9 protein-coding genes are annotated in these 13,214 nt (G+C 64.1%); 6 read left to right on the forward strand and 3 right to left on the reverse strand.

Annotated features, from left to right (window positions below; genetic code table 11):
* Positions 1 to 296 precede the first annotated feature (296 nt).
* The 3 genes from O3303_RS19130 (at position 297) to lgt (ending at position 2,145) form a co-directional block, all read left to right on the forward strand.
* Positions 297 to 923, forward strand: a complete 627-nt coding sequence (locus O3303_RS19130; RefSeq protein ID WP_269559966.1) for an RNA polymerase sigma factor — start codon at positions 297 to 299, stop codon at positions 921 to 923.
* Positions 916 to 1,155, forward strand: a complete 240-nt coding sequence (locus O3303_RS19135) for a hypothetical protein (RefSeq protein WP_269559967.1) — start codon at positions 916 to 918, stop codon at positions 1,153 to 1,155. The genes O3303_RS19130 and O3303_RS19135 overlap by 8 nt, the downstream gene beginning before the upstream one ends.
* Before the next feature lie 93 nt (positions 1,156 to 1,248).
* Positions 1,249 to 2,145, forward strand: coding sequence for a prolipoprotein diacylglyceryl transferase (gene lgt / locus O3303_RS19140; protein WP_269559968.1), 897 nt, complete (start codon positions 1,249 to 1,251; stop codon positions 2,143 to 2,145).
* Positions 2,146 to 2,257: 112 nt separating this feature from the next.
* Here lgt and O3303_RS19145 read toward each other — a convergent pair whose 3' ends face one another.
* Positions 2,258 to 3,193 (reverse strand): SdiA-regulated/phytase-like domain-containing protein, encoded by a 936-nt coding sequence (locus O3303_RS19145; protein WP_269559969.1) that lies wholly within the window; start codon positions 3,191 to 3,193, stop codon positions 2,258 to 2,260.
* A 103-nt stretch (positions 3,194 to 3,296) separates the two neighbouring features.
* Positions 3,297 to 3,518 carry a membrane protein insertion efficiency factor YidD gene (gene yidD, locus O3303_RS19150; RefSeq protein WP_269559971.1) on the reverse strand — a complete coding sequence of 74 codons (222 nt, stop codon included), beginning with the start codon at positions 3,516 to 3,518 and terminating at the stop codon, positions 3,297 to 3,299.
* A 137-nt stretch (positions 3,519 to 3,655) separates the two neighbouring features.
* On the opposite strand from yidD, the gene O3303_RS19155 reads away from it, so the two are divergent.
* The 3 genes from O3303_RS19155 (at position 3,656) to O3303_RS19165 (ending at position 9,318) form a co-directional block, all read left to right on the forward strand.
* Positions 3,656 to 5,962, forward strand: a complete 2,307-nt coding sequence (locus O3303_RS19155) for a S46 family peptidase (RefSeq protein ID WP_269559972.1) — start codon at positions 3,656 to 3,658, stop codon at positions 5,960 to 5,962.
* Positions 5,963 to 6,211: 249 nt separating this feature from the next.
* Positions 6,212 to 7,066 (forward strand): PorV/PorQ family protein, encoded by an 855-nt coding sequence (locus tag O3303_RS19160; RefSeq protein ID WP_269559973.1) that lies wholly within the window; start codon positions 6,212 to 6,214, stop codon positions 7,064 to 7,066.
* 65 nt (positions 7,067 to 7,131) lie between these two features.
* Positions 7,132 to 9,318, forward strand: a complete 2,187-nt coding sequence (locus O3303_RS19165) for a ComEA family DNA-binding protein (RefSeq protein WP_269559974.1) — start codon at positions 7,132 to 7,134, stop codon at positions 9,316 to 9,318.
* Positions 9,319 to 9,538: 220 nt separating this feature from the next.
* Here the strand turns inward: O3303_RS19165 and O3303_RS19170 are convergent, their stop codons facing one another.
* Positions 9,539 to 13,162 carry a reprolysin-like metallopeptidase gene (locus O3303_RS19170; protein WP_269559975.1) on the reverse strand — a complete coding sequence of 1,208 codons (3,624 nt, stop codon included), beginning with the start codon at positions 13,160 to 13,162 and terminating at the stop codon, positions 9,539 to 9,541.
* Positions 13,163 to 13,214: the final 52 nt, after the last annotated feature.

A 13,214-nucleotide genomic window follows, 5' to 3' on the forward strand; every position in this document is an offset into this window, starting at 1 on the left:
TAGTGGCTCCGGTCCGGCGGCTCTTTCAGCCGTCGGGCCGGTCGTCGTCAGCACGGCGCGGCTGCCACCTCCGGCCAGTTGCGGTTGTACGAGGATTCTGGATCTATGAAAGTGCCGACGGATTGCGGGATTTCAACAAGTTATCAACTGTCAGACAGTTTGTTGAAGAATATTCTTCAGCCGGTGCGCAAGTTTTGTGTGCCGGATGGGGCCTAAGCAGTTGTATCCTCAGCAGGCGCGGCGAAGGCCGGGCGTCGGGCAGGTGTCGTTTTCATCTTTCAATTCCTGCCGCACTGGTGTATACTCTTCCGCTGCCTGCTCCTCCCGGCGTTCTGTCTCCCGCGCTCTGCGCTGCCGTCTCGCCCGATGCCGAGTTGGTAGCGCAGCTGCAGCAGGGCAGCGAGGCGGCGTTTCGGACGCTGGTGGAGCGCTACCAAAACCGGATCTACCGCACGGTGCTGGCGCTGCTGCAGTCGCCGGAAGAGGCCGAAGACGTGGCGCAGGAGGTGTTTGTGGAAGTCTACCAAACCATCGGGCGGTTTCGGGGCGAAGCGGCGCTGAGCACTTGGCTCTACCGGCTGGCTACCTCGCGGGCGCTCAAGCACCGGCAGCGGGCCCGCGCCCGGAAGCGCTTCGCCTACTTCACCAGCCTGCTGGGTTTCGACAACCAGGTGCTGCACGAGCCGCCCGACCATGCGCACCCGCAGGCGCAGCTGGAAGGCCAGCAGCAGCTGGCGCTGCTACTAGCGCACATTGCCCGGCTGCCCGGCCAGCAGCAGGTGGCGTTTACCCTGCGCCACGAGCAGGAGCTGAGCTACGATGAAATAGCCGCGGTGCTCAACACCACCGTGTCGGCCGTGGAATCCCTGCTGTTCCGGGCCCGCAAAACCCTTCGCCACCATCTTTCCCTGCGCCATGACTGATCCTGCCCCCCGGCCCACAGCCGACGACGAATGGGAAAACCTGCTGCGCCAGTGGCGCACCCAGCCCAATGCCCAGCCCCGGCCGTTCTTCTACAGCCGCGTGCGGGCCCGGCTGGTGGCCGAGGCCGCCGCGGAGCGCCAGTTGCTGCCTGCTTGGTTGCGCTGGCCCAGCTATGCCGTGATGCTGGGCATGTTGCTGCTGCTGAGCGGCGACGGCGCCCTGCTGCGCTAACTGCCGCCTGCCCACAATCTGCAGCAGAAGTAGCCTGCAAAGCGGCAAGTGGAATGTGTGAGTACCTTTGAGTCCCTTCTATATTTCGTAACCATGCTTTCTTTTCTCTCCTACATCACCTGGACCGCTGACCCGATTCTGGCCAAAATAGGGCCGCTCACGCTGCGCTGGTACGGGCTGCTGTTCATGTCGGGCTTCGTGCTGGGCACGTTTGTGCTGTCGCACATCTACAAGTCGGAGCGGGTGTCGCCGCGCTGGGTGGATGTCATTACCATCTACATGCTGGTGGGCACCATTCTGGGCGCCCGGCTGGGCCACGTGCTGTTCTACGACCCCAGCTACTACCTCACCAGCGAGCATTTTCTGGAGATTTTCAAGATCTGGGAAGGCGGCCTGGCCAGCCACGGCGCCACGCTGGGCATCCTGCTGGCTACCTGGCTGTTTGCCCGCAACAACAAGTTCGACTACCTCTGGGTACTCGACCGGATTGTGATTGTGGTGGCGCTGGGCGGCTGCATGATCCGCATCGGCAACCTGATGAACTCGGAAATCATCGGCCGCGTCACGGACGTGCCGTGGGCATTCAAGTTTGCGCGCTACAACGAAATCCACGGCGGCAACAGCAACATTCCGTTTGAGTTGCGCCACCCCACCCAGATCTACGAGGCGCTGTTCTGCATCGTGCTGCTGGTGCTGCTGTACTTCATGTGGAACCGCACCAAGGAGCGCACGCCGCGCGGGCAGCTGTTTGGCCTGTTTGTGGTGCTGCTGTTCTCGTTCCGGGTGCTGGTGGAGTTCCTAAAGGAAAACCAGGAAGCCTTTGAAGACCGGCTGCCACTGAACATGGGCCAGCTGCTGAGCTTGCCCCTGATTATAATGGGCCTGTGGGTGCTGCTGCGCGCCGGCAAAGACCCCAAGAACCCCTACGGCCACGCCCCGCGCGACCTGGAAGCCGACGAAGCCCCCGACCAAAAGGCCGTCAAAGTATAGCATAGAAGTTAGTACCAAGAAGTGAGAGGTGAGCTTTTCGTTCTGCAACCCATTCGGGCAATCAGAACGAAAGGCTCACCTCTCACTTCTTGGTACTAACTTCTATAAGCTGCTACAGCTTGTAACGGTAGAGCGGGCCTTGCTCGGTGCTGATAAGTAGCGTGCCGTTGTCGAGAAATAGAATGCCTTCGGTCTGGCCGGCGCCTTTCAGCGACACGGTTTTGGGAGTGGCTTTCAGGGCGCTGCTCAGGTCGGAGCCTTCCAGCAGGTACAGCTCTTCGCGGCCCAGCAGCGCCAGGTGGCGGCCGTCGGGGCTGAGGTCGGCGCCGGTTACCTCGCCGGCAATGCTGAGCTTGGTCAGCAGCTCGGCCACGTGCGAGCCGGGCTGGTCCGACACGCTGTAGACCTTGCTGGTAGTCTGGTTGGCGCGGTCTTTCGTGAACAGATAGATTTTGCCAGCGCTCCAGAGCGAAGCCTCGCAGTCAAAGTTGCGCTCATCTTTGGCCGGTGGGAAGTCCTTTTGGTCGGGGTAGCGGAAGCGGATTTTGCCAACGCTAGCGGGCTGGTCAGGATTGAAGCGGTAGATAGTCAGGTCTTGGCGGGAGTTGTTGTTGTTGCCGGCATCGGCCACGAATAGGGTCCCTTTGCCATCCTCAGCCATACTTTCCCAATCGACATTGGTAACGGGCAACTCCCGCTCCCCCAGCTTCTCCCCCTTCTCATTGAACAGGTAGAGCGTGGGCGCGGTGCCGGCGTCGCCGTGGGTGTAGAACGTGCCGGGCCGGCCGCCGTGGGCTAGGCCCGAGCTTTCCGGAATGCCGCCCTGCAGCTCGCCCAGCGTCTCCAGATTAGCCAGCGGGGCGTTTTCGGCGTTACCCTTTTTGTCCTTCTTACCCTTTTTGCCTTTCTTCCCCGACTTCTGCTCATCCGCCCCATCCTCGGAGGCGTTGGCGGTAGTCAGGTCATTGGCGGTGTCGGATTGGGCCTGCGAGCAAGCGGTAGTGAGCAGGGTGGCCAGGCCAAGGGTCAGCAGGAATATTCTGGGCATCAGAGAGCAGCGAAGATGAAAAAAGCTGCCCGACTCGTAGAGCCCGGGCAGCGCAAACACTACTTGTACGGAAAAAATCGGGCAGATGATGTGTCGCGCTACCTCACGGCACCGGGTCGTGGCCGTGGCCGCCCCAAGGGTGGCAGCGGGCTATGCGGCGTAGCGCCAGCCGCCCGCCCCGCCAGGGTCCGTGCTTTTCGATGGCCTGCACGGCGTAGGCCGAGCAGGTGGGCGTGTAGCGGCAGCTGGCCGGCGTGAGCGGCGAAATCAGGTGGCGGTACACCCAGAGCAAACCCAGCAGTAGCTGGCGGAAGACGGCAGACATAGCGCAAAGAACCGTAAACCCCGTGGAATAAATCCCGGGCCCGGCGGGCGGCGCGTTGCAGCGCCTTTTTGTAAGTTTGAAGGCCGGTGCACCCGCCCGGCGTCTCATTCCTTCCTTTCCCCATTCCCCACAGTTTTATGCGCACCAATCACTGGGCCAAGGCCCTGCTGCTGACGCTGCTGCTGCCCTTCACGGCCCGCGCCGATGAGGGCATGTGGCTGCCGCTCTTCGTGAAGCGGCTCAACCAGGCCGACATGCAGAAAAAAGGCCTCAAGCTCACGGCCGAAGAAATCTACGACGTCAACAACGCCAGCCTCAAAGATGCCGTGGTGCAGCTCGGCGGCTTCTGCACCGGCGAGTTCGTCAGCAGCCAGGGCCTGCTGCTCACCAACCACCACTGCGGCTACGACGCCATCCAGACCCACAGCACGCCCCAAAACAACATCCTGCAGAACGGCTTCTTCGCCGCCACCAAAGCCGAAGAAAAGACCAACCCCGGCCTGTTCGTGGACATTCTGGTGCGCATGGAAGACGTGAGCGGCAAGGTGCTGGAAGGCCTCACGGCCGCCACGCCCGAGCAGGAGCGCATGGCCACCATCCAGAAGCGCCAGAAGGAAATGGCCGACGCGGCCAAGGAAAACGGCCAGTACGTAGCCTACGTGCGCGACATGTTCGGCGGCAACGAGTACTACCTGTTCGTGTACCAGCGCTTCGGCGACGTGCGCCTGGTGGGCGCCCCGCCGGAAGCCGTGGGCAAGTTCGGCGGCGACACCGACAACTGGATGTGGCCCCGCCACACCGGCGACTTCTCGATGTTCCGCGTGTACGCCTCCAAAGACAACAAGCCTACTGCCGGCCCCAGCGCCGACAACGTGCCCTACGTGCCCAAGAAGCACCTGCCCGTAAGCCTGCAGGGCATCAGCGAAGGCGACTTCGCCATGGTATTCGGCTTCCCCGGCCGCACCCAGCGCTTCCTGCCCGCCGCCGGCCTGCAGATGACCCTGGACCAGAGCAACCCCGCCCGCATCAAGCTGCGCGACACGCGCCTCAAGCTGTGGAAGGAGGACATGGACGTGAATCCCACGCTGCGTCTGCAGTACGCCTCCAAGTACGCCAACATCGCCAACTACTGGAAGTACTTCATCGGCCAGAATGAGGGCATGAACCGCCTGAAAACCGTGGACGCCAAGAAAGCCGAAGAAGCTGCCCTGGCCCAGTGGATCAGCCAGGACCCCGCCCGCCAGCAGCAGTACGGCGAGGCCCTCACCAGCATCAACCAGGCCTACGCCGGCCTGCGGGAGTACAACCTGAGCAGCCAGTACGTGAACGAAGCCGCTTTCGGCACCGAAATCATCACGCTGGCTTCGCGCATGATGCCGCTCTACATGACCCTGAAAACCACGCCCACCGACAAAGCCGCCCTCAGCAAAGCCACCGCCGACCTGCAGGAGCCCGTGGCCGAGTATTTCAAGGACTACAGCGCCAGCACCGACAAAAAGGTGTTTGCCGCGCTGATGAGCCTCTACATGAAGGACGTGCCCGCCGCCCAGCTGCCCGACGTGTTCCAGACCGTGCAGAAGCAGTACGGTGGCTCGATGCAGAAGTACGCCGACTACGTGTTTGCCAACTCCTTCCTGACCTCGGAAGCCAAGGTGAAGGCCTTCCTGGCCGCGCCCACGCTGGCCAAGCTGGAAGCCGACCCCGGGTTCAAGACCTTCAACTCGGTGTACCTGAACTACACCCAGAACATTCTGCCCAAGATGCAGGCCCTGCAAAGCGGCCTCACCCGCGCCAACCGCCTATACGTAGCCGCCCTGCGCGAGAAGAACAGCCAGAAGGTGTACTCGCCCGATGCCAACTCCACCATCCGGCTCAGCTACGGCACCGTGCGCCCCTACAAAGGCCGCGACGCCGTGCGCTACGACTATAAAACCACGGCCCAGGGCATTCTGGAGAAGGAAGACGCCTCCAACCCCGAGTTTGTGGTGCCCCAGAAAGAGCTGGAGCTGCTGAAGCAGAAAGACTACGGCCGCTTCGCCGATAAGGACGGCAACCTGCCCGTGGCCTTCATCACCGACAACGACATCACGGGCGGCAACTCCGGCTCGCCGGTTATCAATGGCCGCGGCGAGCTGATCGGGCTGGCCTTCGACGGCAACTGGGAAGCCATGACCGGCGACCTGGCCTACGACCCCGAGCTGAAGCGCTGCATCAACGCCGACATCCGCTACGTGCTCTGGTGCATCGAGAAGCTCGGCAACGCCAAGCACATCGTCGATGAAATGACCATCGTCAACAACGGCCCCAACCCCGGCGTGGGTGCCGCCACCGCCTCGGTGAATGGCATGAGCGACGTGGAGAAGATGAAAGTGAAAACCGACGACGGCCAGAAAACCAAAGTCAAGAAGAAGAAAGGCAAGGAAACCACTGCCGCCGGCATGTAAGTCCGCCTACCGTTCCGAGTGAAGCGCGGAATCTGCGCAATCCCGCCATAGGGCTTGCTGCAGACTTCCCACGGTGGTCGGAATGATACCCAAAAACGCCCCGGTGCCAACACGGCACCGGGGCGTTTTCGCGTCTGGTGGGGCTGGATTTCTCACAGGAAATAAATATTGGCTGTGCGCTATGAATAGTTGTGGAGTTGCCGCCTTTCCGGTAATTTTCATCACTTGTAAAAGATGGAAAAGCATTTTATGGCAAAACGCTACCCGATTCTGAGTGTCTTATTGCTAACCGGATTCATCAGCCACGCGCAGGGCAGCGGCCCCGGCGTGCGCGGGGCCCGCGCCGCCGCCCTCGGCCACGCCTCCGTCACTCTGAACGACGTGTGGGCCGTGGGTAACAACGCCGCCGGCCTCGGCCAGCTCAGCGCCCCCACGGCGGCCGTGTACGCCGAAAACCGCTACCTGCTTAGTGCCCTCAATACTGTGGCGCTGGCGGTGGCCGCGCCGCTGGGCAAGGTGGAAAACGGGCTGGCCCGCCGCGGCGTGGTGGGCCTGGAGGTGCAGCGCTTCGGCGGCAAGCTCTACAACGAGCAGCGCATTGGGGCCGGCTACGGCTACCGCGGCGGCCTCGTCAGCATCGGGGCGCGGGTGGATCTGCTACAGCTCAGCATCGAGGGGCTGGGCAGCCGGCGGGCGGTGGCCGTGTCGTTGGGCGGGCAGGCCGAGCTGGTGCCCAAGCGGCTGGTGTTTGGGGCTTACCTCTACAACCTCAACCAGGCCAAGCTGGCCGAATACCAGCAGGAGCGGGTGCCCACGGTGCTCAAGGCCGGCATCTCGTACCGCCCCACGGCCAAGGTGATGCTCAACATTGAAACCGAAAAGGAAGTGGAGCAGTCGGCCGACTTCAAGGCCGGCGTTGAGTACCGCGTGATTGACGCACTGGCGCTGCGGGCCGGCCTGCGCACGCTCACCGAGGAAACCACCGGCGGCCTGGGCTTTCGGGCCGGCGCGCTGCAAATCGACTACGCCGCCGCCTGGCACGCGGCCCTGGGCCTCAGCCAGCACCTGAGCATTGGGCTGAGCTTCAACGCCAAGCAGCCATGAGGTCCGGTTGGAGCACTTTCGTATCACAGTCGGGAGAACTGTCGGGCGAGTGTAGCGCGAAGCCTTTGCTTCGCGTACCGCTAAACGATTCAGCAGCCTACGGTTCAACTACGCACGAAGCAAAAGCTTCGCGCTACCCGCAAAAACGGCGCTTCAAGGCTATCCTGACGGCCGTTCTGCTGGCAGCCGGTACGGCGCAGGCCCAGGAATACGTGCGCCCCACGCCCGACCTCGACCGGCTGACGCAGGAGCTGTTTGCCGAAATCCAGAGCGACCAGGTGCCCTCCGAGGACCTCTACGAAACGCTGCTGCAGTACTACCAGACCCCAATCAGCCTCAATACCGCCACCCGCGAAGATTTGCGGGGCCTGCTGCTGCTCTCCGAAAACCAGATCAGCCAGCTGCTCACGTACCGCCAGCAGCGCGGGCCGCTGCTGAGCCTCTACGAGCTGCAGGCCGTGCCCGGCTTCGACCTGCGCACCATCTATCGGGCCGCGCCCTTCGTGACGGTGCAGACCGCCGGCGGCACCAACGGCCTGCGCGGCCCGCTGTGGCAGCGCGTGTTTAAGGAAGACAACAACGCCCTGTTTTTGCGCTACGAGCGGGTGCTGCAAACCCGCACCGGCTACACCGCCGCCCCGCTCGACAGCCTCGGCCGCGGCCCCACGCGCTACCTCGGCTCGCCCGACAAGCTGCTGCTACGCTACCGCGTCAGCCACGCCAAGGACTTCAGCCTGGGCGTCACGGCCGAAAAGGATGCCGGCGAGCAGCTCACCTGGAATCCCAACGGCCGCCAGTACGGCGCCGATTTTCTGTCGGCGCACTTTGTGGTGCAGGAGCGGGGCAAGCTGAAAACCCTGGCTGTTGGCGACTACCAGCTGCAGTTTGGGCAGGGGCTGCTGCTGTCGTCGGGGCTGCAGGTGGGCAAAGGTGCCGAAACCATCACCACGCTGCGGCGCAGCTCCATCGGGGTGCGGCCGTACTCCTCGATTCTGGAAAGCACGTTTTTCCGGGGCGCGGCCGCCACCGTGGAAGTGGCGCCCACGGTGCGGGCCACGGCCTTCGTGTCGCGGAAGCGGGTGGATGCCAACGTGCAGCTGGCGGCTGACTCATTGGCCGAGTTCGACGAGTTTTCGTCGGGGTTTCTGCTGACGGGCTTCCACCGCACGCCGTCGGAGCGGGCCAACCGCCAGACGTTGCGCGAAACCGTGGCCGGCGGCAACCTCAGCTACACCAGCCGCAGCGGCCACCTCGCCGCCGGCCTCACCGCCGTCGATACCCACTTCGACAAAGCCATTCAGCGCCGCCCCGAGCTGTATAATCAATACGAGTTTCGCGGTACGCACAACCTGGCGCTGGGCGCGCACTACACCTACGTGCGCGGCAACGTGCTGGTGTTTGGCGAAACGGCCCGCAGCAGCAGCGGCGGCTGGGGTACCGTCAACGGGCTGCTGGCCAGCCTCGCACCCACCGTCGACGTGTCGGCGCTGGTGCGGCACTACACCCGCAACTTCCACACGCTCTACGGCAACGCGCTCAGCGAAAACACGCGCAACATCAACGAAAGCGGCCTGTACCTGGGCCTGAAAGTGCGGCCAGTGGCCCGCTGGGAAGTATCGGCGTACTATGACCAGTTCTGGTTTCCGTGGCTGAAATACGACGTGGGCGCCCCCTCGCGCGGCCACGACTGGCTGACCCGCGTGACGTACGCGCCCACCAAAACCAGCCTGCTCTACGCCCAGCTGCGCACCCGCCAGAAAGCCTACAACCCGTCCTCCGGCCAGCCCATCCCGCAACCCGAGCCCACTACCCGCCACAGCGTGCTGCTCTACTACGACGCCAACCCCACCCCCACGCTGGGCCTTCGCACCCGCGTGCAGGGCAGCCGCTACCGCGCCACCGACGCCAGCCCCTGGCAGCGTGGCTACGTGCTGGCCCAAGATGCCTCGGTGGCCGTCGGCCGCCGCCTGCGCCTCACCGCCCGCTACGCCCTCTTCGATACCGACAGCTACGACACCCGCCAGTACGTGTTCGAGCAGGACGTGCTCTACGCGTTTTCGGTGCCGGCCCTTTCAGGGCAGGGCACGCGCGTCTACGGCATTGCCGAAATCAGCTGCACCCGCCAGCTCACGCTCTGGCTGCGCCTGGCCGAAACCCACTACCGCCACCAAACCACCGTCGGCTCCGGCCTCGAAGAAATCCAGGGCCCCCGCCGCACTGAGTTCAAGGCCCAAGCGCGGTACCGGTTTTGAGGCTTGTACAATCTATTTAGAACGTCATGCTGAGCTTGCCGAAGCATCTCTACCGCTTCGTTGTGCTGGTAATGATTAGCCAGAGGTAGAGATGCTTCGACAAGCTCAGCATGACGTGCGCCAGGATTTCAGGTAGCGCAGACTGACCCGTTCCAACGCATAAAAAAAGGCGGCCCCCGATTCGGGAGCCGCCTTTTTAGCTAGTGATACTCGGTGCCGACTATTGCTTCAGCAGGCGCACTACGGCGGTGCCTTCCGGCATGTCGAGGTGGAGCTGGTAGACGCCGGTGCTGAGCTTGCTCAGGTCGAGGGAGTGCTTGAGCGGGGCACCGCCCTTGTTGAGGGCAATGCTGCTCACGGTGCGGCCCACGGCATCCGTCACGCGCAGCGTCACGAGGCCGCGCTGGGCGTTGTCGACGCTCACCTGGAACTGGCCGGTGCTCGGGTTCGGGAACACCTCCACGCCGCGCAGCAGGGCCGCGTTCTGGCTGGAAAGCGTCGTGATGCTCACGCAGCTTTCGTTGGTGTAGATGGAGCTGCCGGTGGGGTTGATAGCCCGGATCCGGTAGCAATACGTACCGTTGGCGCCGGCAATCTGGTCGGCGTAGAATGTGGTGTTAGCGGCTACGGTGGCCAGCAAGGCAAACGTGGTGTTGTTGGCCCCGGTGCGCTCAATCTGGAAGCCGGTTTCGTTGTTGGAGTTGTCGGCCCACACTAGGTTCACGTTTGCACGGTTGTTGGTCACGCCGTTGAGCAGCGTCAGCAGTGTAGAAGGTGCGGCCGGTATTTCGGCCAGCGTGCACAGCTCCAAGCTCCAGCCGGTCAGCTGGCCGCCGTTGCTGGCGTTGTTGTCCGAGATGGTCAGCGTCCAGTTGCCGTTGGCCGGGTCGTTGAGCAGCGGCGCAAACGAGTTGGCCGGCCGCACCGTAGCACCGCTGGCCAGCGGGCAGCTCACGGCCGTAGCGGCGGCGTCATCCAGGTTCAGGTTCAGGTCGGCGGTGCCGGGGCACACGTTGGCCAGCAGCACTACCGTCCGGCCCGCAGGGTTGGTCAGCGAGATGGTCAGCTCGCCCACGTTGGGGTGGGTGATGGCCAGGTTGCGGATGCGGATGTCGCCGACACGCTCGGCGTTCTGCACGTTGATGGTGGACGTAACCGTGGGCGTGGTGCCAAACGGAATGCTCACCGGTACCTGGGTGGCGGCAATCGGAGCACACGTCACCGAGCCTACCAGGAACGAAGCCGCAGCCGAATACGGAGCCGTGCTGCAGGGGCTAATGCCCCGCACGCGCCAGAAATAGGTCGTGCCCGGCGTCAGGGGCAGCGTAGCCACCGTGAAGCTGGTCGTCGTGATGTTGGCCTGCGTGAGCAGTACGGTGCTGAACGCAGCGTCGGTGGCTACCTGCACCTCGTAGGACGTGGCGTTGGGCACGGCGTTCCAGGTCAGGCGGGGGCGGTTGCCTACGCGCTGGGCGCTAACCGGGCTAACCGGTACCGCCGCTGCCGAGGCGCTTGGCAGCACCGTAAACGTGAACTGCTGCGTCTGGGTGATGCTGCCGCTAACGCCCGTTAACGAAATCGTGTAGTTGCCGCCGGCGGTGCCAGCCGCTACGTTCACCGTAGCCTGCACCGTGGTGCCGGCGGCCGGGGTAGCATTTTCATACGAAACCGTGATGCCGGCGGGCAGGCCGGTAGCCGACAGGGCTACGGCGCCGCTGAACGACTGAATCTGGCCGATGGCCAGCGGGAACGAGAAGCCCGCGCCGGGGCACAGGGCCGGCAGCTGCGCCACCGTCGGCGACAGGAAGAACGTGGGCTGGCCGGAGTTGGTGATGGTGAAATCCTGGTTGGACAGGTCGAAGAACACGTTGCCGGAGGCTTTCACCTTGAGGCGGGCCGTGGTGCTGGCCGCCACCGAAGTGGGTATCGTCACGGTTTCGTAGCCATCGTTGGGCGTGTTGGCCAGCAGTACCGTCGGGAACGTGCGGCCGCCGTCGGTGGATAGCAGCACGTCTACGTTGGCGGCATTGATGGGCGCGGCCGTGGTGTTGGCCACGTTCCAGGCTACCTGCTGCGGTGCGCCGGCCTGCCACGAGGCGGCCGAGGTGTTCGGCAGCGTCATGATGAATGGACCTGCCGTGCCGATAACGGCCACGTTCATCGAGTCATAATCGACGCCACCGCCACCCACGCGGTTGTCGCGGGCCACGAGGCGGAAAACGAGCTTGCGGGCATACGAAGGCAGAATCTCACCGCGCACCTGTACGTTGGTCAGCAGGGCACCCGGCGCGCCGGCTGGCGTGAGGGTAGCCGGGAACGTGCGCGCAGGCGAAGCTACCGGCGAGAACACGCGGAAGATGGGCGCATTGCCGGTTGGCGAGTTTGGAGCGCCGCCGGGCCCGAGGTTGAACTGCTCCCAGCTGTAAGTCAGCGCGTCGCCGTTCTGGTCGGTGGCCGAGCCGGTGAGCTCGAATGGGGTGCTGAGCGGAATGGCGTAGTTGGCGCCGGCATTCACCACGGGGGCGTTGTTGCCGGTGGCGGTGTTTACGCCACAGTTGCCGCCGTTGGTCATGTGCGCTACCAGCTCGTCGAAGCTGTAGGAGTGGAAGTACGGGTCGGAGTTGGGCTGGGTGTTATCCGTACCGCAGATGCCGGCGTAGGCCATGATGGTGGTGCCGGAGCCGGGCTCATAGGCCGCGTTGGCCGAGCGGTTGCCGCCGGCGCAGGAGCCTACCGTACCGTTGAACGTGTGGTTGCCGCCAAACTGGTGGCCGATTTCGTGGGCCACGTAGTCGATGTCAAAAGCATCCCCGAAAGGCGCGGGCCGGCCGGTCATGCCGCGGGCCTTGCCGCTGGCGGCACACAGGCTGCGTAGCTGGGCCACGCCGCCGTCGCCGGTGGCGAAGATGTGGCCGATGTCGTAGTTGGCCTGCCCGATCCGGTCCGTTACCACGGCCTGGTTTTCGGTCAGCAGTGTGGTAGAGGAACTGTTGGTGAATGGGTCGGTGGTGCCGTCCAGGAAAACCAGGGTGTCATTCTTGGGCACCAGCACCAGGCGGGCGGCCACTTCCTTCTCATACACCCCGCTTACGCGGTTCACTGAGGCAACAATTTTCGACAGCGTGAGGGCAACCGTAGGAGCGTCCGGCGCGCAAACGGCTACCGCGTACTCACCGGTGCAGGACACGGCCAATCGGTAGGTGCGCAGCGTTGCGCCGTTGGGAATGGCGGCGGGCAGCGGCGGCGTCAGCACCGAGCCGGCCGAGCCGATAGCGCCGGGCGTGAGGCACTCGAAACGCACGTTGTCCTTGTTCATGGCCGTGCGGTCAAACACCAGGTGGGCGCTGCTGCCGGCTTGCACCGGGTCGATGAACACCGTTCGGGTGCCGCTCATAATCATGGCGTGGAAACCCGCCGGCGACACGTCCAGGCGGGCCGTGGCCGCCGGATCGTCGATGCCCTGGGCCTCATAGGTGCGGATCTGCGGGTACTTAGCGGCCATTTCAGGCAGCATCACGGGCACCTGCACGATGCGGAAGCGCTGCGAAGTGCCATCCGGCATCGGCAGGGACACTACCGTGCTGGAGTTGCGGGCACCGGCACCGGCCTCCCGGGGGGCGTTGGCTAAGGCGTCGCGCATGGCGGGCAGCTGCACCGTAATCGGGCGGTACTGGCGCAGGGCCTGGGTGGTGGTGCGGGCGGCAGTGGGCTGGGCCCCGGTAGCATCGGCCCACAGCACGCGTTGGGCGGAGGCCACGTTCGGCAGGCCGGTAGCCGCCAGTAGCAGACCGCCCAGCAGGGCCGGCCGCCATGTGCGCCTTGGCAGAGTAAAGATTGGCAACATAGAAGGATGGGTTGAAAAAAAAGGAAGTCAACAAGAGTATGGTGCCCTAAGG

It is taken from the genome of Hymenobacter canadensis, from assembly GCF_027359925.1.
Taxonomy (GTDB): domain Bacteria; phylum Bacteroidota; class Bacteroidia; order Cytophagales; family Hymenobacteraceae; genus Hymenobacter; species Hymenobacter canadensis.